Origin of the sequence: Pseudomonas quebecensis, from assembly GCF_026410085.1 — a bacterium.
Taxonomy (GTDB): Bacteria; Pseudomonadota; Gammaproteobacteria; order Pseudomonadales; family Pseudomonadaceae; genus Aquipseudomonas; species Aquipseudomonas quebecensis.
In genome coordinates, this window is sequence record NZ_CP112866.1 from 1,662,678 (window position 1) to 1,686,635 (window position 23,958).

At 62.2% G+C, this 23,958-nt stretch carries 22 protein-coding genes, 4 tRNA genes and 1 riboswitch; of the genes, 16 read left to right on the forward strand and 10 right to left on the reverse strand.

Features of this window, described 5'->3' with window-relative positions; genetic code table 11:
• The first annotated feature begins 89 nt into the window (after nt 1-89).
• On the forward strand, nt 90-530 hold the full coding sequence (tspO, locus tag OSC50_RS07795) for a tryptophan-rich sensory protein TspO (protein WP_034099216.1): 441 nt from the start codon (nt 90-92) through the stop codon (nt 528-530).
• Nucleotides 530-1,474, forward strand: coding sequence for an alpha/beta hydrolase (locus tag OSC50_RS07800; RefSeq protein ID WP_266246174.1), 945 nt, complete (start codon nt 530-532; stop codon nt 1,472-1,474). Before tspO ends, OSC50_RS07800 begins: the two co-directional genes overlap by 1 nt.
• Before the next feature lie 726 nt (nt 1,475-2,200).
• On the opposite strand, the gene OSC50_RS07805 is transcribed toward OSC50_RS07800, so the two are convergent.
• The 4 genes from OSC50_RS07805 to OSC50_RS07820 all read right to left on the reverse strand — a co-directional run bounded on the left by OSC50_RS07805 (nt 2,201) and on the right by OSC50_RS07820 (nt 6,263).
• Nucleotides 2,201-2,965: an ABC transporter ATP-binding protein gene (locus OSC50_RS07805; protein WP_266246172.1), complete on the reverse strand. Its 765-nt coding sequence runs from the start codon at nt 2,963-2,965 to the stop codon at nt 2,201-2,203.
• Entirely contained in the window at nt 2,962-3,978 is a 1,017-nt protein-coding gene (locus OSC50_RS07810) for a FecCD family ABC transporter permease (protein WP_491568567.1), read from the reverse strand. Before OSC50_RS07810 ends, OSC50_RS07805 begins: the two co-directional genes overlap by 4 nt.
• A complete protein-coding gene (locus tag OSC50_RS07815; protein WP_253508568.1) occupies nt 3,975-4,985 on the reverse strand; it encodes an ABC transporter substrate-binding protein in 1,011 nt (336 codons plus the stop codon). The genes OSC50_RS07810 and OSC50_RS07815 overlap by 4 nt, the downstream gene beginning before the upstream one ends.
• 118 nt (nt 4,986-5,103) lie before the next feature.
• Nucleotides 5,104-5,297, reverse strand: a riboswitch (cobalamin riboswitch).
• 36 nt (nt 5,298-5,333) lie between these two features.
• Nucleotides 5,334-6,263, reverse strand: coding sequence for a DNA/RNA non-specific endonuclease (locus tag OSC50_RS07820; RefSeq protein ID WP_266246170.1), 930 nt, complete (start codon nt 6,261-6,263; stop codon nt 5,334-5,336).
• 133 nt (nt 6,264-6,396) lie between these two features.
• Between OSC50_RS07820 and OSC50_RS07825 the strand changes: the two genes are divergently transcribed.
• Together OSC50_RS07825 and OSC50_RS07830 are read left to right on the forward strand one after the other, a co-directional pair.
• Nucleotides 6,397-7,458 (forward strand): M4 family metallopeptidase, encoded by a 1,062-nt coding sequence (locus OSC50_RS07825; RefSeq protein WP_181081502.1) that lies wholly within the window; start codon nt 6,397-6,399, stop codon nt 7,456-7,458.
• Between the two features lie 28 nt (nt 7,459-7,486).
• The gene (locus tag OSC50_RS07830) at nt 7,487-7,792 is read left to right on the forward strand and encodes a protealysin inhibitor emfourin (RefSeq protein WP_181081503.1); all 306 of its coding nucleotides are present in this window, start codon (nt 7,487-7,489) and stop codon (nt 7,790-7,792) included.
• Between the two features lie 3 nt (nt 7,793-7,795).
• Here the strand turns inward: OSC50_RS07830 and OSC50_RS07835 are convergent, their stop codons facing one another.
• Nucleotides 7,796-9,004, reverse strand: coding sequence for an MFS transporter (locus OSC50_RS07835; RefSeq protein WP_266246168.1), 1,209 nt, complete (start codon nt 9,002-9,004; stop codon nt 7,796-7,798).
• Nucleotides 9,005-9,115: 111 nt separating this feature from the next.
• On the opposite strand from OSC50_RS07835, the gene OSC50_RS07840 reads away from it, so the two are divergent.
• Nucleotides 9,116-10,018, forward strand: a complete 903-nt coding sequence (locus OSC50_RS07840) for a LysR family transcriptional regulator (protein ID WP_266246166.1) — start codon at nt 9,116-9,118, stop codon at nt 10,016-10,018.
• A 28-nt stretch (nt 10,019-10,046) separates the two neighbouring features.
• Here OSC50_RS07840 and OSC50_RS07845 read toward each other — a convergent pair whose 3' ends face one another.
• The 3 genes from OSC50_RS07845 to OSC50_RS07855 all read right to left on the reverse strand — a co-directional run bounded on the left by OSC50_RS07845 (nt 10,047) and on the right by OSC50_RS07855 (nt 13,340).
• Nucleotides 10,047-10,409 carry a response regulator gene (locus tag OSC50_RS07845; protein WP_253508560.1) on the reverse strand — a complete coding sequence of 121 codons (363 nt, stop codon included), beginning with the start codon at nt 10,407-10,409 and terminating at the stop codon, nt 10,047-10,049.
• A 23-nt stretch (nt 10,410-10,432) separates the two neighbouring features.
• Nucleotides 10,433-11,875, reverse strand: coding sequence for an ATPase domain-containing protein (locus tag OSC50_RS07850; protein WP_181081507.1), 1,443 nt, complete (start codon nt 11,873-11,875; stop codon nt 10,433-10,435).
• Nucleotides 11,876-11,948: 73 nt separating this feature from the next.
• Nucleotides 11,949-13,340, reverse strand: a complete 1,392-nt coding sequence (locus tag OSC50_RS07855; protein ID WP_181081508.1) for an aldehyde dehydrogenase family protein — start codon at nt 13,338-13,340, stop codon at nt 11,949-11,951.
• A gap of 101 nt (nt 13,341-13,441) precedes the next feature.
• Here OSC50_RS07855 and ptrR point away from each other — a divergent pair, with 101 nt between their 5' ends.
• Nucleotides 13,442-14,314 (forward strand): putrescine utilization regulator PtrR, encoded by an 873-nt coding sequence (gene ptrR, locus OSC50_RS07860; protein ID WP_266246164.1) that lies wholly within the window; start codon nt 13,442-13,444, stop codon nt 14,312-14,314.
• A 45-nt stretch (nt 14,315-14,359) separates the two neighbouring features.
• Here ptrR and OSC50_RS07865 read toward each other — a convergent pair whose 3' ends face one another.
• Together OSC50_RS07865 and OSC50_RS07870 are read right to left on the reverse strand one after the other, a co-directional pair.
• Entirely contained in the window at nt 14,360-14,572 is a 213-nt protein-coding gene (locus OSC50_RS07865; protein WP_034099195.1) for a hypothetical protein, read from the reverse strand.
• 96 nt (nt 14,573-14,668) lie between these two features.
• Entirely contained in the window at nt 14,669-15,865 is a 1,197-nt protein-coding gene (locus tag OSC50_RS07870) for an amino acid aminotransferase (RefSeq protein ID WP_253508556.1), read from the reverse strand.
• Between the two features lie 343 nt (nt 15,866-16,208).
• Between OSC50_RS07870 and uvrB the strand changes: the two genes are divergently transcribed.
• The 10 genes from uvrB (at nt 16,209) to OSC50_RS07920 (ending at nt 23,607) form a co-directional block, all read left to right on the forward strand.
• Nucleotides 16,209-18,224, forward strand: a complete 2,016-nt coding sequence (uvrB, locus tag OSC50_RS07875; RefSeq protein WP_181081512.1) for an excinuclease ABC subunit UvrB — start codon at nt 16,209-16,211, stop codon at nt 18,222-18,224.
• Between the two features lie 186 nt (nt 18,225-18,410).
• The gene (gene gltX, locus OSC50_RS07880) at nt 18,411-19,892 is read left to right on the forward strand and encodes a glutamate--tRNA ligase (RefSeq protein ID WP_181081513.1); all 1,482 of its coding nucleotides are present in this window, start codon (nt 18,411-18,413) and stop codon (nt 19,890-19,892) included.
• Between the two features lie 147 nt (nt 19,893-20,039).
• Nucleotides 20,040-20,115, forward strand: a tRNA-Ala gene (locus tag OSC50_RS07885).
• 78 nt (nt 20,116-20,193) lie between these two features.
• Nucleotides 20,194-20,269, forward strand: a tRNA-Glu gene (locus OSC50_RS07890).
• Nucleotides 20,270-20,318: 49 nt separating this feature from the next.
• A tRNA-Ala gene (locus OSC50_RS07895) sits at nt 20,319-20,394 on the forward strand.
• A 77-nt stretch (nt 20,395-20,471) separates the two neighbouring features.
• Nucleotides 20,472-20,547, forward strand: a tRNA-Glu gene (locus OSC50_RS07900).
• A gap of 182 nt (nt 20,548-20,729) precedes the next feature.
• Nucleotides 20,730-21,269 carry a TetR/AcrR family transcriptional regulator gene (locus OSC50_RS07905; RefSeq protein WP_181081514.1) on the forward strand — a complete coding sequence of 180 codons (540 nt, stop codon included), beginning with the start codon at nt 20,730-20,732 and terminating at the stop codon, nt 21,267-21,269.
• 13 nt (nt 21,270-21,282) lie between these two features.
• Nucleotides 21,283-22,116, forward strand: a complete 834-nt coding sequence (locus tag OSC50_RS07910; protein WP_253508552.1) for an alpha/beta hydrolase — start codon at nt 21,283-21,285, stop codon at nt 22,114-22,116.
• Nucleotides 22,117-22,157: 41 nt separating this feature from the next.
• Complete coding sequence (locus OSC50_RS07915) at nt 22,158-22,592, forward strand: acyl-CoA thioesterase (protein WP_181081516.1); 435 nt, start codon at nt 22,158-22,160, stop codon at nt 22,590-22,592.
• A gap of 55 nt (nt 22,593-22,647) precedes the next feature.
• Nucleotides 22,648-23,607: a tRNA dihydrouridine synthase gene (locus OSC50_RS07920; RefSeq protein ID WP_181081517.1), complete on the forward strand. Its 960-nt coding sequence runs from the start codon at nt 22,648-22,650 to the stop codon at nt 23,605-23,607.
• The last annotated feature ends 351 nt before the right edge of the window (nt 23,608-23,958 follow it).

A 23,958-nucleotide genomic window follows, 5' to 3' on the forward strand; every position in this document is an offset into this window, starting at 1 on the left:
TTTATGCGCGCCTGCTTGAGTCATTTGAAGCATGCAGACCGCTTGGTTTTCTTTCCACTCGCCCCGCTGACCTCAGCCAAGGACCGACGATGACCTTCTTTATCTTCCTGCTCGCCTGCGCCGCCGCCGCCAGTACCGGCATTATTTTCAAGCCCGGCGCATGGTACGACTCTCTGGTTAAACCGAGCTTCACACCGCCCAATTGGTTGTTTCCGGTGGCGTGGACGATCATCTATCTGCTGCTGGCCTGGGCCGGTTATCGCTTGAGCCTGATCCCCGGCAGCCAGATGGTATTGGCGCTGTGGGCGGCGCAGATTGCCTTGAATACCTTGTGGACCCCGGTGTTTTTCGGCGCCCACCGGCTGTTGGCGGGCATGGTGATTATCGTGCTGCTCTGGCTTACTGTCGCCGCGATGGTGGTGCTGGCCGTGCGCCTGGACCTGCTCACCGGCTTGATGCTGTTCCCGTACCTGGCGTGGCTGTGTGTAGCGGCGGCGTTGAATTTTTCGATCCTGCGTAATAACCGCTGATGGCCCTGCAGCCATGGCCCGCCAGTGCGACCGAACTGGCCCAGATGCGCCGCTTCAATCAGAAACTGGGGTGGATGCCGCGCTTCAAGATCCGCAATCGCGTCACGCCGCGCGTGTTGCAGACGTTGTTGCGCATCAGCCAGAAAATCAAGAAAGGCCCAGCCGCTGAAACCCGCTTGATCCGCCAGGACGGCATGCAGGTGCCGGTGCGCATCCTGCGTCCCAGCGGCCCGCCCAAAGGCGTGGTACTGGATATTCACGGTGGCGGCTGGGTGATCGGCAATGCGCAAATGGACGACGACCTCAACCTGGGCATGGTGCGCGCCTGCGACGTGACCGTGGTGTCGGTGGACTATCGGTTGGCGGTCGACACACCGGTCCAGGGCTTGATGCAGGACTGCCTGGCCGCCGTGCGTTGGCTGCTCGGTGAGCCGGAGTTTGCCGGGTTGCCGGTGATTGTCGTCGGGGAATCGGCCGGCGGGCACCTGGCGGCCGCGACGCTTCTTGCATTGAAACAATGGCCGGCGCTGCTCGAACGGATCAGCGGCGCGGTGCTGTATTACGGCGTGTACGACCTCACCGGCAGCCCCAGCGTGCGGGCGGCAGGCCCCGATACGTTGCTGCTGGACGGGCCAGGGATGGTGGACGCCTTGCGCCTGCTGACGCCGGGGCTGAGCGATGACCAGCGTCGGCAGCCACCTTTATCGCCTTTGTACGGTGATGTGGAGGGAATGCCGCCGGCCTTGATGTTCGTCGGCGACCTGGACCCGCTGCTGGACGACACGCGGTTGCTCGCCGAACGCTGGCCGCAGGCGCAGGCGCACTTGCTGCCGGAATCGGCCCACGGGTTTATTCACTTTCCGGTGGGCATGGCGGATGCGGTATTGGCGTATAGCCGACAGTGGATCAGCGGTTGCCTCACTAGGGAACAGTCTTCGCTCTAACACCGCGCATCACATCGATAGTGGGCCTGACGACTCTTTTCGTGGTGAGTCGACGTGATGTGATGAGCGGTTTTTTGTGGTGAGCAGGCTTGCCCTGCGTTGGGCTGCGAAGCAGCCCCACTCCAGACAATGTGGTTTCATCTGACACTCCGAGGTGCCTGGGTTTGGGGCCGCTTCGCAGCCCAGCGCGGGCGGTGCGACGATTCGACAAGCCCGCTCACCACAACAAGCCTATCCACCAACCATATAGAGCAATCCCCAGAATCCGCCCCACGTCGACGTGATGTGATGAGCGGTTTTTTGTGGTGAGCAGGCTTGTCCTGCGCTGGGCTGCGAAGCGGCCCCACTCCAGACAATGTGGTTTCATCTGACACTCCGAGGTGCCTGGGTTTGGGGCCGCTTCGCAGCCCAGCGCGGGCGGTGCGACGATTCGACAAGCCCGCTCACCACAACAAGCCTATCCACCAACCATATAGAGCATCCCCAGAATCCGCCCCACGTCGACGTGATGTGATGAGCGGTTTTTTGTGGTGAGCAGGCTTGTCCTGCGCTGGGCTGCGAAGCGGCCCCACTCCAGACAATGTGGTTTCATCTGACACTCCGAGGTGCCTGGGTTTGGGGCCGCTTCGCAGCCCAGCGCGGGGCAAGCCCGCTCACCACAACAAGCCTATCTACCAACCATATAGAGCAATCCCCAGAATCCGCTCCACAGCCCTGGCTGTCTTATCAGTTGGACCGCAACCGCAGTATCTGTGCCCCATCGACCGGGTCGGTCAGGTAGTGCGCCTGCACGCCAAAGGTGTCTTGCAGGCGTTGCGGGGTGAGCACCTCCAGCGGTTTGCCCAGCGCCACCAGGCGCCCACGATCCAGCACGGCGAGGCGGTCGCAGGTCAAGGCCTGGTTGAGGTCATGCAGGGCGATCAGGGTGGTCACCGGCAGCGCTTGCACGCCTTTGAGGATCGCCAGTTGGTGCTGGATGTCCAGGTGATTGGTCGGTTCGTCCAGCAGCAGGATCCGGGGCCGTTGCGCCAGGGCGCGGGCGATGTGTACGCGTTGGCGTTCGCCGCCGGACAGGCTGCGCCAGGCGCGCTGGCTCAGGTGGGTGGCGTCCACGTCGACGAGGGCCTGGCGCACGATGGCGTCGTCCTCGGCGGCCCACGGGCTCAGCGCCGACAGCCAGGGCGTGCGGCCCAGGGCCACGGCGTCGAACACGCGAATGGCGTCGTCGGTGTCGGCCTGCTGTTCCACCACCGCCAGTTGCTGGGCGATGGCGCGGCGCGACAGGTCGCCCAGACGCTGTTCGCCCAAGCGTACTTCGCCGCTGGACGGCGTGCGCAGGCCGGCGAGCAATTTGAGCAGGGTGGACTTGCCGGAGCCGTTCGGGCCGACGATGCCCAGGGTTTCACCCAGGGCCACCTGCAGATCGATCCCGCGCAGCAGCTCGGCGTCACGCACCTTGAAGCCCAGCGCGGTGCAGCTCAACACCGTCATCGCGCGTTCCTCCGGCCGATCAGGATCAGCGCAAACACCGGCGCACCCACCAGCGCCGTGACCACGCCGACCGGAATCACCTGGCCCTTGATCAAGGTGCGCGACAGCACATCGGCGGCGATCAGGAACAGCGCGCCGCCCAACGCACTGGCCGGCAGCAGGCGCGAGTGTCCGGTGCCGAGCAGCAGGCGCACGGCGTGGGGGATCACCAGGCCGACAAAGCCGATGGAACCCACAATCGACACCATCACCGCCGTGACCAGCGCCGCGCAGCCCACCAGCACGATCTGCACGCGCCGCACCGGGATGCCCAGGGACGCCGCCGAGTCACTGCCGAAGGTGAACGCATCCAGCGCGCGACGATGCCACAGGCACACCGCCAACCCCAGCAGCGCCACCGGCACCGCCAGCCACACCGACGGCCAGCGCACGCCGCTGAGGTTGCCCAGCAGCCAGAACAGAATGCCGCGCGCCTGTTCGGAACTGGCCGATTTGGTGATCAGGTAAGCGGTAAGGGCATTGAACAGCTGCGAGCCGGCAATGCCCGCGAGGATGATCTGGCCGGTGCCGCTGGACGAACCGCTGGCGCGCGCAAGCAGAATCACCAGGGCAAATGCCGCCATCGCGCCGACGAATGCGCCGGCCGAGAGCGACACCAGTCCACCGCCCACGCCCATCAGCGCCACCAGCACCGCGCCGGTCGAGGCGCCGGCGCTGATGCCCAGCAAGTACGGGTCGGCCAACGGATTACGCAGCAGCGATTGCAGGATCCCCCCGCACGTGGCCAGCCCCGCACCACAGGCGGCGGCGACCAGGGCGCGGGTCAGGCGGTAGTTCCACACCACGCCTTCATCAATGGGGTCGAGCACATAACCTGCGTGCCACAGTTTGTTGGCGAGCACCTGCAACACCACCTGGGGTTCGATGGCGGTTTCGCCGATGGCTACCCCGGCGAGTACCGCAGCGAGCAGCAGCGCCAGGGCGAGGAGGGTGCGCAGCAGGCTGGCAGTCATTGCGGCAGGTCGTAGCCGTCGATGGCGCCGGCCAGCTGTTCCAGGCCATCGAAGGTGCGTACGCTGGCCTGCAAGGCCAGGGCGTCGAGGATGATGATGCGGTTGTGTTTCACCGCGTCCATGTTGCGCGTGACCGGGTCGCTGCGCAGGAAAGCGAGTTTCTTTTCATGGTCGTCGGCGGGGTAGCGACGGCGGTCCATGCGGGCGATCACCAGGAAGGTCGGGTTGGCCTTGGCGATGGTTTCCCAGCCGACGGCGGGCCACTCTTCGTCGGACTGCACCACGTTGCGCAGGCCCAGGGTTTGCAGCATGAACTCGGGCACGCCCTTGTGCCCGGCCACGTACGGGTCGCTGGCCATCTCGGAACTGGAGAACCACACCAGCGCGCTGGCCTGCTTGAGGCCCTTGCCCTGGGCCGTGGCGACGGCCTTGGCCAGGCGCGCCTTGAGGCTGTCGTTCAGTTGCTGGCCACGGTCCTGGACGTCGAAGATGGCCGCCAATTGGCTGATGCTTTTGTAAATGGTGTCGATGCGAAACGGCTCCAGCCGCGTGCCGTCGGCGCCCACCAGGTTGTCCTTGCCTTCGCAGTCGGAGGGCAGCAGGTAAGTCGGGATGTTCAGCTCATGAAACTGTTCGCGGGTGCCCACCACGCCCTGGGGGCCGACCACCCATTCCAGCTCGGCGGCCACCAGTTGCGGACGCTTGGCGATCACCGCCTCGAAGCTCGGTTCGTTATTGGCCAGGCGCTCGATGGTGTCGTTCTGCGCCTTGAACTGCGGCAGCACCGGGTTGAACCACAGCGACGTGCCGACCACCTTGTCGCCCACGCCGAGGGTGTAAAGCATCTCGGTGGCGGTCTGGCCGATGGTCACGCTGCGCGCGGGCGCCTGGGCAAAGGTCAGCGTGCTGCCGCAGTTCTGCACCGTCAGCGGGTAGTGAGTGGGCGCGGCGTGAGCCAGGGTGGCCAGGCCGAAGCCGGCGAGCAGGGCGGTAGCGCGTGGCAGCATGGGGCGTTCTCCGTGTGGACCGTACGTGCAACGGGGGAGGTACGCTCATGGAAACACGCCCTTGAGCACCGGCGCCAAGGGCCGGGCAAGGAGGTCCTTCCCGGACACCCCGCCGGTTAGTGATCTTGCTGGGCCGGCAGGTCTCCTGACTGATGCGTCATCGCCACGCTCCAGCCTTCCCGGACGCGTCCAGTGGCAGTGGGGAGCAGGCTCGGCACCTACAGTTGCGGGGGCAGTTCCGATTGGCGCGGGTGTACCGCGCTTCGGATTCCCTATTAGTCCCGTTCGGGAACCGGCGCGGTATGGTAGTCGATCAGGGCGAGGCGATATAGCCCGAAGAGCGCCCGGTCACAGACGAATGTCCTGCGGGCCGCGGATCAGCGTCTCGATTCGCGTGCCGGTGGCGCGCTCTTCGTTGCTGAAACCGTCATAGTCGGCCAGGTTGGCGAAGCGGATACCGGTCAGTTGTTCGATCTGGATCACACTGCGTCGGTAGGTGCGCAGTGGGCCGAACACCAGATCGAGCTGCCCCAGCTCACGGCTTTGGTCGATCATGTAGGCGCTGGCGGAAGGCTTGCCGTCGTCGCCCAGATAGGCCACCACTTTCCAGAAGGCCTTGGGGATTTTAACGCCACGGTAGACGCGGTCGTCGTCGGCGAACACCGGGCCGGTGAATACCGTCGCCCGGGTTTTCCAGCGCTGGGTGTTGTCCAGGATGTAGTCCTCCAGTTCCAGCCAGGTCTTCTGGTTAAAGCCGCTCATCTGCGGTGAGCAGTTGGTGAAATGGAAGGTGTCGAAATTGGCCGTGTTCGCCTCGTCGCCCCAATTGGGGTCCTGGCGCCGCACCAGGTGGCCACGGTCCAGGCCGTTGCCGGCATAAAGGTCTTCGCCGATCTGCGCGGCGATCGGCAGGCGGCCATCGTAGGCCCAGGTATCGTTGCTGCGCACGATATCCACATGGTGTTCGCCGTCGATATTGACGCCCACATAAAGTGCCAGTCGCCGCGAGCGCGACAGGGTGATCGAAAAATGCGTGTAGTCCAGGCGCCCGGGCTGCACGTCGTCGGCGATTGAATCGTCGACCGTGGGCCACGGCACCGCGAAGCTGCTGAGAAAGTCCTCGGCATAACCGCGACGGTCCTTGAAATCCTTGGCGGCGGTGACGCGCGCGGTCGCGGCCCTGGCCTCAAGGAGGCTCGGGCCGGGCGCGACCAGCGGGCGCAGGTCGGCGAGGCGTGGGCGGTGTGACAGGTCGATTGTGGCTTTACGTGCGGGCATAAGCGATTCCTTGCGGGCCTTGGGTAAATACTACTGCAACACAGATTCATGACAATTTGGGCCAGGCAGTGTCCGCAAGGCTATGCTGGAACGGTCAACCGGATATTCACCACACGCCTTATGGAGCAAGCCTATGTGTGTTCACCCTAGCCGCAATCCGATTTTCTGCCTGATCCCGCCGTACATGCTCGACCAGATCGCACGCCACGGCGATAAAGCGCAACGGGAAAACGCCCTGCGCACGCGTGCCAAGGACAGCACATTCCGTTCGCTGCGCATGCTTGCAGTGCCTGCCAAAGGCCCGGCGCACATGGCGCTGGCCATGGGCGCGGGTAAAAGGCGGTCGATCTACACCGCCGAAGGCTCCGATAGCCTGCCGGGCAAGCTGGTCCGAGGCGAAGGGCAGCCCGCCAGTGGCGATGCGGCCGTGGACGAAGCCTACGACGGCCTGGGCGCCACCTTCGATTTTTTCGATGAGGTATTCGACCGCAATTCCATCGATGACGCCGGCATGGCTCTGGACGCCACGGTTCACTTTGGCAAGGATTACAACAACGCATTCTGGAATTCGGCCCAGATGGTATTTGGCGATGGCGACCAGCAGTTGTTCAACCGCTTCACCGTGGCGCTCGATGTGATTGGTCATGAGCTGGCCCATGGTGTCACCGAAGATGAAGCCAAGTTGATGTACTTCAATCAATCCGGTGCGTTGAACGAGTCGCTGTCGGACGTGTTCGGTTCGTTGATCAAACAGTACGCGTTGAAGCAAAAGGCAGAAGACGCCGACTGGTTGATCGGCCAGGGGTTGTTTACCAGCAAAATCAAAGGCACGGCCCTGCGTTCGATGAAGGCCCCCGGCACTGCATTTGACGACAAACTGCTGGGCAAGGACCCGCAACCGGGGCATATGGACGACTTTGTGCAAACCTACGACGATAACGGGGGCGTGCATATCAACTCCGGTATCCCCAATCATGCGTTCTATCAAGTCGCCACCCGGATTGGCGGGTTTGCCTGGGAACGCGCGGGGCGCATCTGGTACGACGCGTTGCGCGATGCGCGACTGCGACCCAATTCCGGGTTCCTGCGCTTTGCGCGTATTACTTATGATGTTGCCGCCCGACTGTACGGCGAGAACAAGGAGGAGCACAAAGCAGTCAAGGAAGGCTGGAAAGCGGTCGGCATTAATGTCTGACAAACCGCCTGGGCGGTGAGGAACAGCGATGCACATTTCGATCAAGGAAAACGGTGGGCCGGCGTTTTTTCCCGGACTGGCCAAGCCCCGCACGGTGGAACTGGACTCACTGCCCGAGCCGGACCAGCAGGAGTTGCGCCAACTGGTGGAAGCATCGAAGTTTTTCCAGTTGCCGCAAAGCAGCACACCGCCTCCCGGCAACCCCGGGCAGGTGCACTACACCCTGACGGTGTCCGAAGGCGAGCGCGAGCACACGGTCTGCGTACTGGCGCCGGTGAAGTCGCGGGAGCTGGACGGGCTGGTGCAGTGCGTGCGTCGGCATACCCGTTGCTGACGCTCACGTTGGCCATGCGGGCGTTCGCGCACGCGCGGCCAGCGAGGCGCCGAAGAGGTATAGCGCACCGCCGGCGATCACGAACAGCGCCAGCATGTAGAACATAGAGTGGGCGGGCTGTGTGGCCAGCACGATCCCGCACAACACCGGCCCCAATGCCGCGCCGACATTGCTCAGGTTCTGCGCGCCGTAGTACATGCCGCGCAGCGGCTCGGGCGCGATGTTGTCGATGAACATGTATTCGACCGGAAACACGATGATTTCACCCAGGGTGAAAATTGCCATCGCGGCCACCCACCCCACCAGGCTGGTGGACAGGCCAAACCCCGCCAGCCCTGCCAGGAACAGGCCGAGCCCCGCCATGAGCCAGAGGTTCAGGTGCCGGTGGGAAATACGCTTGCCGATCACATACTGCAGGCTGATCACCATCAACGCATTGGTAGCCACCACGCTACTGATAATCCGGTACGTTGCTTCGGCGGTGGTGGTGACCACCAGGTATTGCGACAGATACGCGGTGAATTGCCCGAACACCACGGCGCTGAGCAGGCCGCCCAGGGTAAAGCACACCAGCCGGTAGTCACTCAACAGCAGCTTGCCCACTGCAAGGAACGGCGCGGTCGGCTGGCTGGCCGCAACCGGTGCCAGGGTTCGGTCGCCCGCTGCGTAGTACATCACCAGGAACCCCGCCCCCAGCCCGGCCGACGCAAGGAAGGGCAGGCTGATAGCCAGGGTTGCCAGGCCGGCACCCAGAAAAGGCCCGACGGCATAGCCGATATTGGTCAGGGTGTACTTGATCGAAAACGCTTCGCTGCGCTCGGCGACGGGCAGCAGCCTGCCGAATCCGGATTTCACCGCGATGTCGATGACGGCATACGCCAGGTTGATCGAGACCAGGCACAGGTAGAACACCCAAAGGTCGCGCGCCCCATATGCGCCTAGAAAACCTGCGGTAAACACTGCGCAACACCCCAGGATCAATCGGTAGCCGCGCGCTCTGTCCACCAGGAAACCGCCATAAAGGCTCAGCAGCGAGCCGACGATCAACGTACTGCCGATCACCAGGCCGATATGGGCGACGCTCAGCGCAAATTGGCGCGACAGATAGATAACCAGATAGGGCAGGGTAATCGCACGGGCCAATGTCAGCACCAGGGCGGCGCAGAGCAGCAGGTTAACGGTACGGGGGTAGTTTTTCAGTGTGGTCAGCATCCTGGCCTCAAGCGTTGGGTTAACCCACCAGAGATTACTGTGGAGCGTGGTTCTGATTTAGGATGGTTTCTATCAAGTGCTGTGAACTCAATTCATGAATACGGAACGTGCATGTTCTCCTCCGAACGTTTGAAAGGTATCGATGTGTTTGTGTGCGTGGCGGATTTCGGCAGCTTCACCGCCGCCGCCGAAAAGATGAACCTGACTGCGTCCGCCGTCAGTAAAAGCATCGCGCGCCTGGAAAAGCGCCTGGGCGCACGACTGTTCCAGCGCACCACGCGGCGCCTGTCGTTGACCGAGGCAGGGGGCGCGTTCTATCGCACGTGCACGGGCGTGCTCGCCGACCTCGAAGAGGCCGAGCGTTGCCTGCAGGCCGAGCATATCGAGCCACGTGGGCGGGTACGTATCGACCTGCCCGGCGCGTTCGGACGTTCACAGGTGCTGCCGGTCCTGCTGCCGGTCCTGCAGGCTCATCCCTTGTTGATCCCGCATATTTCGTTCAGCGAGGGGCTGGTGGACCCGATCAAGGAAGGTGCTGACATTGTTGTGCGTATCGGTGGCGCCGAGGCCTGGCCGCCGTCGATGGGGCACCGTGTGCTCGCCCGTGAATGGCACACCCTGTGTGCTTCACCGGCCTACCTGGCGAACCATGGCACCCCGTTGCTGGAAGCGGACCTCGACCAGCATCGCTGCATCGCCTATGGCTGGGTGGATGGGCGCATCAGCCCATGGAACGTGGCGGATGAGCGAGGGCCGGTCCGGCACAGGCAGGTTATGCCGCAGTTGGTGGTCGGTAATGGGGAGGGGCTGATGATGGCTGCGCTGGCAGGTTGCGGTATTGCGCAATTCCCATCGTGGTTGATTCAGCAACCGCTGCAGCAAGGGGCATTGGTCGAGGTGCTGCCGCAGTTGGCCACCGAAGGCGCAGCCATCAGCGTGGCCTGGGTCAAGCGCCGCGAGGCACTGCCCAAGGTGCGCGTGGTGTTGGACGCCTTGATGGCGGGGTTGAGTTAAAGCCCTCTGTATCCGGCTGCGGGAGGCATCAAGTCGAGGCCAGCAGCCTTTTCACTTCGGCGACAATCAGGTCGATATTGAAGGGCTTGGTCAGTACCGCGTCGAACAGGTCCGAGCGCTGCATGCCGATGTGCGCCTGCGCGCCGCTCATCAAAATGATCGGTAGATGATTGACGTTCGGCAGGGCGCGCACCGCTTCGGCGAGCTGTTGGCCGTCCATCACCGGCATCATGAAGTCGGTGATGATCAGCGACGGGCGTTCGCGCTCGAGCACGTCCAGTGCCTTGCGTCCGTTGCTCGCTGTAACGACCATGAACCCCTCATCCTCCAGCGCAAAGCCAAGGATGTCGGCGATCAGATATTCGTCATCGACGACCAGGATGGTGGTCATGTCAGTCCAACCCACACAAAGACTTAAAAAGCTGAACCAGGCAGCGCTGAATTGGACACCACTGAGGGGGCATTTCTTGAAACCTTTCTTAGATCAACGGCTTGGTCGCGGATGACCACCTCCAGCAGCGAGGGGTCATAGAAGCTGTCTCTGACCTTAAGAATGGAAAGCGTCCTTCTAAGTTCAGACTGAATCTCGAAGAAACGCATCAGCATCAGATTGTCGGCAATGCTCGACAGCTCGGATGCCGGTGAGCTGACCTCGGAACCGAACAGGTCATGCATTTCCCAGGTCGCGAATACCGTGACACCACGGGCGCGCAGTTCGTTCATCAATGCGCTGTAGAAATCGGTGATGCGCGCCGGGTTGGTGGACACCCGGGTCATGCCGCTGAGGCTGTCGATAAACAGCCGCTTGATGCCTTTTTCTTCCACCAGTCGCAGCAGGCGTGCGCCCAGGCCGTCGAGCAAGCCTTCGGTGGTGGGCTGCCAGGCCACGCTCAGGGCGCCGCTGTCCTGCATCTGCTGCAGGTCGATGCCCAGGGACAGGCCCTTGAGCTGCAGACGTTGCGGGCTTTCGTAAAAACCGAAGTGCAGGCCCGGCGCTTCGACCGTCGATTCGGACAGGAACTTGAGGCCCAGGGTGGTCTTGCCGATGCCCGACGGGCCCATTACCAGGGTCACGCTGGAGCTGTGCAGGCCGCCACCAAGGATCGCGTCCAGTGAAGTGATGCCGCTGGGGATGCGCGTCAGGTCGGCGCTGTCCGGTGCGGAAGGGCGGCCATAGAGGCTTTCCAGGCGCGGGTACACCACCAGGCCGTCGTTGGTGATTTCGCATTCGTGCAGGCCGGTGAGCGCGCCGCTGCCGCGGGTCTTGCGCAGCTGGATACGGCGCACCGAACGGGTACCGAACAGCTCCTCGCCCATTTCGATCACGCCGTCGACCATGGTGTGTTCGGGGCTGCCGTCGTCCAGGCGTGAGCTGGTCAGGAACAACACCGTGCAACCGGCGAAGGCGGCGTGCCCTTGCAGTTCGGATATGAATTTCTTCGTGTCGATCGGCGAGTCGGCCTTGGAGCGCGCATTCAACAAGCCGTCTACGACCATAACGGTAGCCTTCTGCCTGCTGATCTCACGCCGGAGCAACTTCACCACCTCGTCGAGGCCTTCATTTTCCAGGGTGTCGAAGGCGCTGACGAATTGGATTTCGGCGCCGACGCGGGCGGCGTCGAAAAAGCTCAGGGTGGAGAGGAACTGGAAAAGGCGGTCGTGGGATTCCGCCAACAGCGTGGCGACCAGGACTCGGCCGCCGTTGCGCGCATGATGAAACCCCAGCTGGTTGGCGAGGATGGTTTTACCGGAGCCGGGGCGCCCCTGAATGATATAGGACGCCCCAGACACCAGCCCTCCCTTGAGCAGAGCATCCAGCCCTTCGATTCCGCTTTGAAGGCGATTTAGCTTTTCCACAGTGCGATCCTGACCCTAAAAACATGCTGTTAAGCCGAGTGGACAGGATGCTAACGCCATTTGTTCAATGGGGCTACTTGCGATCCAGCCACACCGTCTGTGCATTGCAGAATTCCCGCACGCCAAAGTGCGACAACTCACGGCCGAACCCGCTCTTTTTCACACCGCCAAAAGCGACGCGCGGATCGGAAACGCTGAACGCATTGACGAAGATACCGCCAGTCTCCAGTTGGTCGGCGATCTGGCGTGCCTTGGCCGGATCCTCGGTGAAAATGCTGGCGGTGAGGCCGAACTCGCTGTCATTGGCCAGGGCCACGGCGTGGTTGGCATCGCGGGCAGTGATGATCGAGGCTACCGGGCCGAACAGTTCTTGTTTGAAAGAGGTCATCTGATCGGTCACGTCCGCCAGGACCGTCGGCTGATAATAGTTGCCGGTTCCCTCAACTTTGTCGCCGCCCAGCAGCAGGGTAGCGCCCTCGTTCAAGGTCGCCTGGACTTGCCCATGCAATTCGTCGCGCAGGTCGAAGCGCGCCATCGGGCCGATGTAAGTGCTGGTGGCGGTCGGGTCGCCCATGGCCAGGGCACGACTGGCTTCGACGAACTTGGCGGTAAATGCCTGCGCCACGCCTTCTTCTATGATCAGGCGCTTGGCGGCGGCGCAAACCTGGCCGCTGTTCTGGAAGCGGCCGATGACGGCGGCCTGCACGGCGGCGTCGAGGTCGGCGTCGTTGAGCACGATAAACGGGTCGGAGCCGCCCAGTTCCAGCACACATTTTTTCAGCGCGGCGCCGGCCTGCGAGCCAATGGCCATGCCGGCCCGCACGCTGCCGGTGAGGGTAACGGCGGCGACACGGGGATCGGCAATCGCGGTGGACACACCGTCCTGGGTCACGTTGATCACTTCGAACGCGCCATCAAGGAAACCAGCTTGTTGGAACGCGGCTTTGATCAGGTAGGCGCTGCCCATCACATTCGGTGCGTGCTTGAGCACGTAGGTGTTGCCGGCGAGCAGGGTCGGCACGGCGCCGCGCAGCACCTGCCAGACTGGGAAGTTCCAGGGCATCACGGCAAGGATCGGGCCCAGCGGGCGGTACTCGATGTGGGCCGTGCCGTTGTCCACCAGGGTCGGTTCCGGGGCGAGCATGGCCGGGCCATGGGCGGCGTACCACTCGCTGAGCTGGGCGCATTTTTCGATTTCGGCACGGGCCTGTGCAATGGGTTTGCCCATTTCGAGGGTGATCATCTGCGCCATGGCTTCGGCCTGATCGCGCAGAGCGGTGGCCAGGGCCAGCAGCAGCTCGGCACGCTGGCCGACCGGCTGGCGGCGCCAAGTGCGGAACGCGGCGGTGGCGCGGTCCAGAGCGGCGTCCAACTGCGCCGCCGTTTCATAGGGGTAGCTGCCGACGGTTTCGCCGGTGGCCGGGTTAATCGAGAGGGCGTGGGTCTGAGAGGTAACTGCGTGCATGGTGCCGTCCTGCTGAAGGGGGAATGGGTTCAGCGTACGGGCCTGGATCTTTTCTGAGAACTGAATAATAGTGAGCAATACGTTCACGATCGGAGAATGACTTGGATCTGGTGCAGTTGGAAATTTTCAAGGCCGTTGCCGAGCAGGGCAGTATCAGCGCTGCCGCGCAGTTGATCCATCGGGTGCCGTCGAACCTGACCACGCGCATCAAGCAGTTGGAGCAGGACCTGGGCGTCGAGTTGTTTATCCGCGAGAAGAGCCGTTTGCGCCTGTCGCCGGCCGGGTGGAATTTCCTCGGTTATGCGCGGCGCATCCTCGATCTGGTGCAGGAAGCCCGTGCCACGGTGGCGGGCGAGGAGCCCCAGGGCGCGTTTGCCCTGGGCGCGCTGGAAAGCACGGCGGCGGTGCGCATCCCGGCGTTGTTGGCGGCCTATAACCAGAAGCACACCAAGGTTGAGTTGGACTTGAGCACCGGGCCTTCGGGCACCATGATCGAAGGCGTGCTGTCGGGGCGCCTGACGGCCGCGTTTGTCGACGGGCCGGTGCTGCACTCGACCCTGGAAGGTGTGGCGGTGTTCGAGGAAGAGATGGTGGTGATCGCGCCGTTGCACCATGCGCCGATCAGGCGAGGGCAGGATGTGAATGGCGAGAACATTTACACGTTTCGCTCCAATTGCTCTTACCGGCATCACTTTGAGCGCTGGTTTTCCCAGGATGGCTCGGTGCCGGGCAAAATCTTCGAAATCGAGTCGTACCACGGCATGTTGGCGTGCGTCAGTGCGGGCGCCGGGCTGGCATTGATGCCGCGCAGCATGCTGGAAAGCATGCCGGGGTCGGCGGCGGTGAGTGTTTGGCCGCTGGCTGATACCTTTCGCGTATTGAATACCTGGTTGATCTGGCGGCGCGGCACGGTGTCGCAGACTTTGAACAGTTTTGTGAAGCTGCTGGAGGAGCGCAGCCTGGCTGTCGCCTGAGTGATCAAGATGGGAGTGGGTGTGTCCCCTCCCACCTGATGGTCATCAGCCGCCGAACTGGAAGGTGCCCATGGCCAGTTTCGCCATGATTGCCGTTGCACCCAGTTGCACCAGCCACAACGCCAGACCACCGAGGAAGACGCCGAGCGCCACCTGCAGCACCAGGCTTTTTTCACGCTTTGGGTGGTGGGTGGCGCGCGGGGGGAAGGGGTCCATATCGTCGGGGTCGGCGCGCAGATCCAGGTCATCGTTTCGCATAGGGCTCTCACAAAATGGGGCGGTCGGGTTCAGTCTAGGGGCTGGATACGAAAAAGGGGAAACCATCGGCTTCCCCTCCTTGTGCAACCAGCAGGTTTACAGGACCTGAACGATTGCCTTTGTGACCGCATCGATGTTGGCCTGGTTCAACGCTGCCACGCAGATGCGCCCGGTATCCAACGCGTAGATGCCGAACTCGGTGCGCAGGCGGGTGACTTGCTCCACGGTCAGGCCGGAGTAGGAGAACATCCCGCGCTGGCGGCCGACGAAGCTGAAGTCGTGGCCCGGGGCGGCTTTGGCCAGTTCGGCGACCATCTGCTCGCGCATGCCCCGGATGCGCAGGCGCATTTCAGCCAGTTCGGCTTCCCACTGAGCACGCAGCTCCGGGTTGTTGAGTACCGCCGCGACGATGGCCGCGCCGTGGGTCGGTGGGTTGGAATAGTTGGTGCGGATTACGCGCTTGACCTGGGACAGGATGCGCGCGCTTTCTTCCTTGGATTCGCTGACGATCGACAGCGCGCCCACGCGCTCGCCATACAGCGAGAACGACTTGGAGAACGAGCTGGACACAAAGAAGGTCAGGCCCGACTCGGCGAACAGGCGCACGGCGGCGGCGTCTTCGTCGATGCCATCGCCAAAGCCTTGATAGGCCATGTCGAGGAACGGCACCAGGTTTTTGGCCTTGACCACGTCCAGGACTTTTTGCCAGTCGGTCGGGCTCAGGTCGACGCCGGTCGGGTTGTGACAGCAGGCGTGCAGCACCACGATGGACTGCGGCGGCAGGGCGTTGAGGTCTTCGAACAGGCCGGCACGGTTTACGTCGTGGGTGGCGGCATCGTAGTAGCGATAGTTCTGCACCGGGAAACCGGCGGTTTCGAACAGCGCGCGGTGGTTTTCCCAGCTCGGGTCGCTGATGGCCACCACGGCGTCAGGCAGCAGCTGCTTGAGGAAGTCCGCGCCGATCTTCAGCGCGCCGGTGCCGCCAACGGCTTGCACGGTGACTACCCGCTCAGCGCTGAGCAGTGGCGACGCTTGACCGAACAGCAGGGTTTGCACGGCCTTGTCGTAGGCGGCGATGCCATCGATCGGCAGGTAACCACGAGCGGCATGCTGCGCCACACGACTGGCTTCCGCTTCGGCAACGGCACGCAAGAGTGGAATCTTCCCCTCCTCGTTGCAGTAAACGCCCACGCCAAGGTTGACCTTGGTGGTTCGGGTGTCGGCGTTGAATGCTTCGTTGAGGCCCAGGATAGGATCGCGTGGTGCCATTTCGACAGCGGAGAACAGGCTCATTTTTGCGGCAGCTCTATGGGGGGTAGGAGGGACGTGTCGCGCTCCAGCCGAATGCACTAGAGCGGTGCACAAACGGGGAGCTAGTATAGAGGCCATCAGTGCCGAGGGCGACCACCGAAACGGCTTTTCGGCCAAGTTTTTCGGTTTATTTGCCGACCGTTAGTCATATTGCAACCTTGATCGAAAACCCAGGGTCAGACGTTTGCCTTGAAAGCCGTCACATTCGCCTCCACTTGTATGGCTATCATGGTTATTTCCTACGGCCCGCTCTGAATCTTCGCGGGTGGTGGTCTATTTCGTCCCCGACCGCTTTACAGTCTGGGGTGACTTCAAGAGGTACGTTATGTCGGATTTCCAACTGGTCACCCGTTTCGAACCCGCCGGCGATCAACCCGAGGCCATTCGCCAGATGGTCGAAGGCATCGAGGCCGGCCTGTCCCACCAGACGCTGCTCGGGGTGACCGGTTCGGGCAAGACCTTCAGCATTGCCAATGTGATCGCCCAGGTTAACCGCCCGACCCTGGTGCTGGCGCCGAACAAGACCTTGGCCGCGCAGTTGTACGGCGAGTTCAAGGCGTTCTTTCCGAACAACGCGGTCGAGTACTTCGTTTCCTACTACGACTACTACCAGCCCGAAGCCTACGTGCCGTCCTCCGATACCTTTATCGAGAAGGACGCGTCGATCAACGACCATATCGAGCAGATGCGCCTGTCGGCGACCAAGGCGCTGCTGGAGCGCAAGGACGCGATCATCGTCACCACGGTGTCGTGCATCTACGGCCTGGGCAGCCCGGAAACCTATCTGAAGATGGTGCTGCATGTCGATCGCGGCGACAAACTCGACCAGCGCGAGCTGCTGCGTCGCCTGGCGAGCCTGCAGTACACCCGCAACGATATGGACTTCGCCCGCGCCACCTTCCGTGTGCGCGGCGATGTGATCGATATCTACCCGGCCGAATCGGACCTGGAGGCAATCCGCATTGAGCTGTTCGACGATGAGGTGGAGAGTCTCTCGGCGTTCGACCCATTGACCGGCGAAGTGATCCGCAAACTGCCGCGCTTCACCTTCTATCCGAAAAGCCACTACGTGACGCCGCGTGAAACCCTGATGGGCGCCATCGAAGGCATCAAGGTCGAGCTGGCCGAGCGTTTGGAATACCTGCGCGCCAACAATAAGCTGGTGGAAGCCCAGCGCCTGGAGCAGCGCACCCGCTTCGATCTGGAGATGATCCTGGAGCTGGGTTACTGCAACGGCATCGAAAACTACTCGCGCTACCTCTCGGGCCGCGAGTCCGGCGCGCCGCCGCCCACCCTCTACGATTACTTGCCGCCGGATGCGCTGCTGGTGATCGACGAATCCCACGTCAGCGTGCCGCAGGTGGGCGCGATGTATAAAGGCGACCGCTCGCGCAAGGAAACCTTGGTGGAGTACGGCTTCCGCCTGCCGTCGGCGCTGGATAACCGACCGATGCGTTTCGACGAATGGGAAGCCATCAGCCCGCAGACGATTTTTGTGTCGGCGACGCCGGGTAATTACGAAGCCGAACATGCCGGCCGAGTGATTGAGCAACTGGTACGGCCGACCGGCCTGGTCGACCCGGAAATTGAAATTCGCCCGGCGCTGACCCAGGTCGACGACCTGCTTTCGGAAATCAACAAGCGCGTGGCCCTGGAAGAGCGGGTGCTGGTCACTACGCTGACCAAACGCATGTCCGAAGACTTGACCGACTACCTGGCCGACCACGGCGTGCGTGTGCGCTACCTGCACTCGGATATCGATACCGTGGAACGCGTGGAGATCATCCGCGACCTGCGCCTGGGTACCTTCGATGTGCTGGTGGGCATCAACCTGCTGCGCGAAGGCCTGGACATGCCGGAAGTGTCGCTGGTGGCGATTCTCGATGCGGACAAGGAGGGCTTCCTGCGCTCCGAACGTTCGCTGATCCAGACCATCGGTCGCGCGGCGCGTAACCTCAATGGCCGCGCGATTCTGTACGCCGACCGCATCACCGGTTCCATGGAGCGGGCGATCGGCGAGACCCAGCGGCGTCGCGACAAGCAGATCGCGTTCAACCTGGAGAACGGCATCACGCCCAAAGGGGTGTTCAAGGACGTCGCCGACATCATGGAAGGCGCCACCGTGCCCGGCTCGCGCAGCAAGAAGCGCAAGGGCATGGCCAAGGCCGCCGAGGAGAGCGCCAAGTACGAAAACGAACTGCGTTCGCCGAGTGAGATCACCAAGCGGATTCGGCAGTTGGAAGAGAAAATGTACCAGTTGGCGCGCGACCTGGAGTTTGAAGCGGCGGCGCAGACGCGTGACGAGATTGGCAAGTTGCGTGAGCGCTTGTTGGCGGTTTGATCTGCGCTGAATTGACTGGCCTTATCTGGGGCAAGCTCCTTCACACTTTGATCTGTGAACACATTTCAACCGTGGGAGGGGGCTTGCCCCCGATAGCCACGCCGCGGTTTTCCAGAAATCCCCCAGGGCTGTTACCATTCGCCCCTTGTTTCAATTTTCAGTTATATCGCCCATTCGAGACCTGCCATGACCACCGTCCGCACGCGCATTGCGCCATCGCCTACTGGGGATCCCCACGTCGGTACTGCCTACATCGCCTTGTTCAACTACTGCTTCGCCAAGCAGCACGGCGGTGAATTCATCCTGCGGATCGAAGACACCGATCAACTGCGTTCCACCCGCGAGTCGGAACAACAGATTTTCGATGCGCTGCGCTGGTTGGGCATCACCTGGGCCGAAGGTCCGGACGTGGGCGGCCCGCACGGTCCGTATCGCCAGAGCGAGCGCAGCGAGATCTACAAGCAATACACCCAGCAACTGGTCGACATGGGCCACGCGTTCCCGTGCTTCTGCACGGCCGAGGAACTCGACCAGATGCGCGCCGAGCAACAGGCCCGTGGCGAAACCCCGCGCTACGACGGCCGCGCGCTGCTGTTGTCCAAGGAAGAAGTGGCACGCCGCCTGGCCGCCGGCGAACCCCATGTGATCCGCATGAAGGTGCCGAGCGAAGGCGTGTGCGTGGTGCCGGACATGCTGCGCGGTGATGTCGAGATCCCGTGGGACCGCATGGATATGCAGGTGCTGATGAAGACCGACGGCCTGCCAACGTACTTCCTGGCCAACGTGGTCGATGACCACCTGATGGGCATCACCCATGTGCTGCGTGGTGAAGAGTGGCTGCCGTCGGCGCCGAAGTTGATCCTGCTCTACGAGTATTTCGGTTGGGAACAGCCGCAACTGTGCTACATGCCGCTGCTGCGTAACCCGGACAAGAGCAAGCTGTCCAAGCGCAAGAACCCGACCTCGGTGACGTTCTACGAGCGCATGGGGTTTATGCCCGAAGCGATGCTCAACTACCTGGGCCGCATGGGTTGGTCGATGCCGGACGAGCGCGAGAAGTTCTCGCTGCAGGAAATGGTCGACAACTTCGACCTGTCCCGTGTGTCGCTGGGTGGGCCGATCTTCGATATCGAGAAACTCTCGTGGCTCAACGGCCAATGGCTGCGCGACTTGCCGGTGGAAGAGTTCGCCAGCCGTGTGCAGCAGTGGGCGTTGAATCCTCAATACATGATGAAGATCGCGCCGCTGGTGCAGGGCAGGGTGGAGACGTTCAGCCAGGTCGCGCCGTTGGCCAGTTTCTTCTTTGCCGGGGGTGTGAACCCGGATCCGAAGCTGTTCGAATCCAAGAAGCTGTCAGGTGACCAGGTTCGCCAGTTGATGCAGTTGATCCTGTGGAAGCTGGAGAGCCTGCGGCAGTGGGAGAAGGACGCGATCACCGCGACGATTCAGGCGGTGGTCGAGTCCCTGGAATTGAAATTGCGCGATGCCATGCCGCTGATGTTTGCGGCGATCACCGGGCAGGCCAGTTCGGTGTCCGTGCTCGATGCGATGGAAATTCTTGGCCCGGACCTGACGCGTTTCCGTCTGCGCCAAGCGCTTGATTTGCTGGGTGGTGTGTCGAAGAAAGAAAACAAAGAGTGGGAAAAGCTGCTGGGCGCTATCGCCTAAGCACGCGGCGGTAACGACGAAACCCCGGTTTTCCGGGGTTTCGTCGGTAAGTGATTGTTATCCCGGCAAAAAATTTTGGAAATTGTTGAAAATAAATTTGACACGTTTCCAAACCGCCATTAAGATTCGCCCCGTCCTCACCGATGAGGGGCTATAGCTCAGCTGGGAGAGCGCTTGCATGGCATGCAAGAGGTCAACGGTTCGATCCCGTTTAGCTCCACCAATTTACAGGTTCAAGGTCTGGCCACACCGTCCTTGAATCGATCAGAACTCAGCTCTGATCCGTTGTACAGAAGGTTTTGTCCCCTTCGTCTAGTGGCCTAGGACACCGCCCTTTCACGGCGGTAACAGGGGTTCGAGTCCCCTAGGGGACGCCAGTTTCAACAAGCAGCTCGAAAGGTCTGCTGCGCCGCCAGGCGAAAAATCGGGGCTATAGCTCAGCTGGGAGAGCGCTTGCATGGCATGCAAGAGGTCAACGGTTCGATCCCGTTTAGCTCCACCAATTTACAGGTTCAAGGTTCCGGCCACACCGTCCTTGAATCGATCAGAGTCGATCTGATCAATGTATAGAAGGTTTGTGTCCCCTTCGTCTAGTGGCCTAGGACACCGCCCTTTCACGGCGGTAACAGGGGTTCGAGTCCCCTAGGGGACGCCACGATTACCCGCTCTGCGGGATTTTTAAGGGTCATTCAATTATTGAATGGCCCTTTTGTTTGTCTGGCGTTTGTCAATTTTCTCTTCCCATACCTTCCTGTCGTTCTGACCAATGGTCATGCCGGTCGCTTGCGGAATATTATTATGGTAATAATATTCAACCCATGAAGACGGAGGCATACGATGAACGATAAAAAAGCGCAAACCCGCGAACGCATTCTGCAGGCCGCCAGCGCTGCGTTGATTCAACGTGGCCCGGCTGAACCCAGCGTGGGTGAGGTCATGGGGGCGGCGGGGCTGACCGTGGGTGGCTTCTACGCACACTTTGAAAGCAAGGACGCGATGATGCTGGAGGCCTTCAGTCAATTGCTGGCCCAGCGCCGCGCGTCCATCGACGACCTCGACGAGCAGATCACCGGCGAAGAGCGCCGCGCCTTGGTGGCGGCTTTTTATCTGTCGCGCAAACACCGTGATTCAACCTCTCAGGCCTGCCCGCTACCCGCCACGGTCGGAGAAATGGGCCGCTTGCCGGAGGCGTTTCGCCAAGTGTTGAACGAGCACGTTGAGTTGATGGCGGCCCAGTTGGCGGCCTGCCCGGAAGACATCGACAAAGCCCTGGCGGACATGGCGTTGATGGTGGGTGGCCTGACCCTGGCGCGTGCGCTCGGGCCGGGGGAATTGTCGGATCGGGTGATACGCGCGGCCAAGTCGGCGGTGCGCTGAAAAGGAGCTGGCGATGGGCGCGTTAACCTGGGTGCGAGGTGTCAACGGTACGTTGGGGCGCGTGGCGCCGCAAACGGTAGCCAATAGAATGCGCCGTGTGTTTATGACCCCGCGCGCGCTGCCGCCCCGTGAGTGGGAGTTGCCGATGCTGGCGCAGGCCCAGCGCATCACTTTGCGGTTCGGCTTGTCGGCCCTGCGTTGGGGCGAAGGGCCTGCGGTGCTGTTAATGCATGGCTGGGAAGGTCGCCCGACCCAATTTGCCAGCTTGATCGGTGCACTGATCGACAACGGCTACTCGGTGATTGCCCTGGACGGGCCGGCCCATGGGCATTCTCCAGGGCGCGAAGCCCACGTGGTGCTATTCGCCCGCGCCATGCTGGAGGCGGCTGCCGAGTTGCCGCCGCTGCATGCGGTTATCGGCCATTCCATGGGCGGCGCCAGCGCGATGCTCGCCGTGCAGCTGGGGTTGCGCACCCAGGCATTGGTCAGCATCGCCGCGCCGTCGCGGTTTCTGGATGCGCTGGGCGGCTTTTCCCGCATGATGGGCTTGCCGGCGCGAGCGCGTGCAGCATTTATCCAGGAGGTCGAGCTGACCTTTGGCATGCCGCTCAAGCATCTGGACGTGGCGCATTACCACATGAATATCCCAGGCCTGATTGTGCACGCTGAAGACGATACCTTTGTCCCGGTCAGAGCCGCCAAGGCCATCCATGATGCCTGGTTCGACAGCCGCCTGCTGCAACTGGAGCAGGGCGGCCATCAGAAGGTACTGGCCGATCCGCGGGTGATCGACGGTGTGCTGATGCTGCTGGGCGGCGCTCGTCTACAGGCACGGCAAAGTGCCTGATACACTGCTGCCCGCCGACATTAATCGACCGGGAGCAAGGCATGGGCTGGGATTTGGCAACGCCGTTTATCATCGATCTGCAGGTCGCCGCTGAAGACATCGACGGGCTGGGGCATGCCAACAACGCGGTGTATGTCGCTTGGCTCGAGCGCTGCGCGTGGCGCCATTCCCAGCGCCTGGGGCTGGACCTTGCCGAATACCGTCGCCTGGACCGTGCCATGGCGGTGGTGCGCCATGAGATCGATTACCTGGCCGCCGCTTATGAAGGCGATGAGCTGCAACTGGCCACCTGGATCGTCGATTGGGACCAGCGGCTGAAGATGACCCGCCGCTTCCAACTGGTCCGACCCCGAGATGGCGCTACCTTGCTACGGGCGCAGACCACCTTTGTATGCATCGAGCTGTCCAGCGGCAAGCCCAAGCGCATGCCGGTCGAGTTTCTCGACGGCTATGGGCCTGCCCTGACAGGGGGTTAACGGTTGCGGTGGGAAACCCAGTAAACTGCGCCACGATTTTTCTTGAGTGTTTTCCATGCAAATTGCCTTGGCGCCCATGGAGGGGTTGGTCGACAACATCCTGCGCGATGTACTGACGCGCGTGGGTGGGATTGACTGGTGCGTGACCGAATTCATCCGCGTCAATGACCGCCTGCTCACACCGGCCTATTTCCACAAGCTCGCGCCTGAACTGCTGCACGGTGCCCACACCGCCGCAGGTGTGCCCTTGCGTGTGCAGTTGCTCGGTTCCGATCCGGTATGCCTGGCGGAAAACGCCGCCCTGGCCTGCGAGTTGGGCTCCGAGGTGATCGATCTGAATTTCGGTTGCCCAGCCAAGACCGTCAACAAATCGCGCGGTGGGGCCGTGCTGCTCAAGGAGCCGGAGTTGCTTAACCGGATCGTTGAGCATGTGCGCCGCGCCGTACCGGTGCATATCCCGGTCACCGCCAAAATGCGTCTGGGCTTCGACAGCCCGGACGGTGCGCTGGTGTGCGCCACGGCGTTGGCCGAGGGCGGCGCTGCGCATATCGTGGTGCATGCGCGTACCAAGACTGATGGCTACAAGCCGCCTGCGCACTGGGAATGGATCCCCCGTGTGCAGGACGTGGTCAAGGTGCCGGTGTTCGCCAATGGCGATATCTGGAGCGTTGACGACTGGCGACGCTGCCGCGAAGTCAGTGGTGCCGAAGACATCATGCTCGGTCGTGGCCTGGTAGCGCGTCCGGACCTGGCGCGGCAAATCGCGGCGGCCCGCGCAGGTGCCCAGGTGGTGGAAATGACCTGGGCCGAGCTGCAGCCCATGCTGCAAGAATTCTGGCGGCAATCGGTGGCGCAACTGACAGAAAAGCAGGCACCCGGCCGCTTGAAGCAGTGGCTGGCGATGCTCACGCGCAACTACCCCGAAGCGGTAGAGCTGTTTACCGCCATGCGCCGCGAGACAGAACTGGAGCGCGTCAGCCGCTTGCTGGGCATGACGCACCCAATTGCGGATTGACGAGAATGGCTTGAAGTCCGAGGCGCCCCTGAGGCGCCTTTTTTGTGCCGCTTGATTGTGGCAAGAAGCTGCGAGCTCGACCTGCGTTCCGATGTTGTTGTCGCGATGTCGAGTTCACGCCTTCCGCGCGTAAACCGCTCAAGCACAGGGCGCTGGCCGATTCCATGCGTGAGCAATATTCAGAAAACTCCCAGCAAGCGTAAGCCGTAATTGCTGTTTTTTCAGCAATAGCAGCTTGTTGTTACCGGTAAGACTGGAACTTGCCAGTCCCTCGCGCCACTGATTGAGCGTATTAAGCGCGCTTTGATTTGTTCGGATGATCACTGAAAGCTTAATCCTCTAATGAAAATA

What these genes read in the sequence shown, in the direction of transcription:
- tspO (WP_034099216.1), top strand. Translation starts at nt 90, where the DNA reads ATGACCTTCTTTATCTTCCTGCTCGCCTGCGCCGCCGCCGCCAGTACC.
- OSC50_RS07800 (WP_266246174.1), top strand. Translation starts at nt 530, where the DNA reads ATGGCCCTGCAGCCATGGCCCGCCAGTGCGACCGAACTGGCCCAGATG.
- OSC50_RS07805 (WP_266246172.1), bottom strand. Translation starts at nt 2,965, where the DNA reads ATGACGGTGTTGAGCTGCACCGCGCTGGGCTTCAAGGTGCGTGACGCC.
- OSC50_RS07810 (WP_491568567.1), bottom strand. Translation starts at nt 3,978, where the DNA reads ATGACTGCCAGCCTGCTGCGCACCCTCCTCGCCCTGGCGCTGCTGCTC.
- OSC50_RS07815 (WP_253508568.1), bottom strand. Translation starts at nt 4,985, where the DNA reads ATGCTGCCACGCGCTACCGCCCTGCTCGCCGGCTTCGGCCTGGCCACC.
- OSC50_RS07820 (WP_266246170.1), bottom strand. Translation starts at nt 6,263, where the DNA reads ATGCCCGCACGTAAAGCCACAATCGACCTGTCACACCGCCCACGCCTC.
- OSC50_RS07825 (WP_181081502.1), top strand. Translation starts at nt 6,397, where the DNA reads ATGTGTGTTCACCCTAGCCGCAATCCGATTTTCTGCCTGATCCCGCCG.
- OSC50_RS07830 (WP_181081503.1), top strand. Translation starts at nt 7,487, where the DNA reads ATGCACATTTCGATCAAGGAAAACGGTGGGCCGGCGTTTTTTCCCGGA.
- OSC50_RS07835 (WP_266246168.1), bottom strand. Translation starts at nt 9,004, where the DNA reads ATGCTGACCACACTGAAAAACTACCCCCGTACCGTTAACCTGCTGCTC.
- OSC50_RS07840 (WP_266246166.1), top strand. Translation starts at nt 9,116, where the DNA reads ATGTTCTCCTCCGAACGTTTGAAAGGTATCGATGTGTTTGTGTGCGTG.
- OSC50_RS07845 (WP_253508560.1), bottom strand. Translation starts at nt 10,409, where the DNA reads ATGACCACCATCCTGGTCGTCGATGACGAATATCTGATCGCCGACATC.
- OSC50_RS07855 (WP_181081508.1), bottom strand. Translation starts at nt 13,340, where the DNA reads ATGCACGCAGTTACCTCTCAGACCCACGCCCTCTCGATTAACCCGGCC.
- OSC50_RS07865 (WP_034099195.1), bottom strand. Translation starts at nt 14,572, where the DNA reads ATGCGAAACGATGACCTGGATCTGCGCGCCGACCCCGACGATATGGAC.
- OSC50_RS07870 (WP_253508556.1), bottom strand. Translation starts at nt 15,865, where the DNA reads ATGAGCCTGTTCTCCGCTGTCGAAATGGCACCACGCGATCCTATCCTG.
- uvrB (WP_181081512.1), top strand. Translation starts at nt 16,209, where the DNA reads ATGTCGGATTTCCAACTGGTCACCCGTTTCGAACCCGCCGGCGATCAA.
- gltX (WP_181081513.1), top strand. Translation starts at nt 18,411, where the DNA reads ATGACCACCGTCCGCACGCGCATTGCGCCATCGCCTACTGGGGATCCC.
- OSC50_RS07905 (WP_181081514.1), top strand. Translation starts at nt 20,730, where the DNA reads ATGAACGATAAAAAAGCGCAAACCCGCGAACGCATTCTGCAGGCCGCC.
- OSC50_RS07910 (WP_253508552.1), top strand. Translation starts at nt 21,283, where the DNA reads ATGGGCGCGTTAACCTGGGTGCGAGGTGTCAACGGTACGTTGGGGCGC.
- OSC50_RS07915 (WP_181081516.1), top strand. Translation starts at nt 22,158, where the DNA reads ATGGGCTGGGATTTGGCAACGCCGTTTATCATCGATCTGCAGGTCGCC.
- OSC50_RS07920 (WP_181081517.1), top strand. Translation starts at nt 22,648, where the DNA reads ATGCAAATTGCCTTGGCGCCCATGGAGGGGTTGGTCGACAACATCCTG.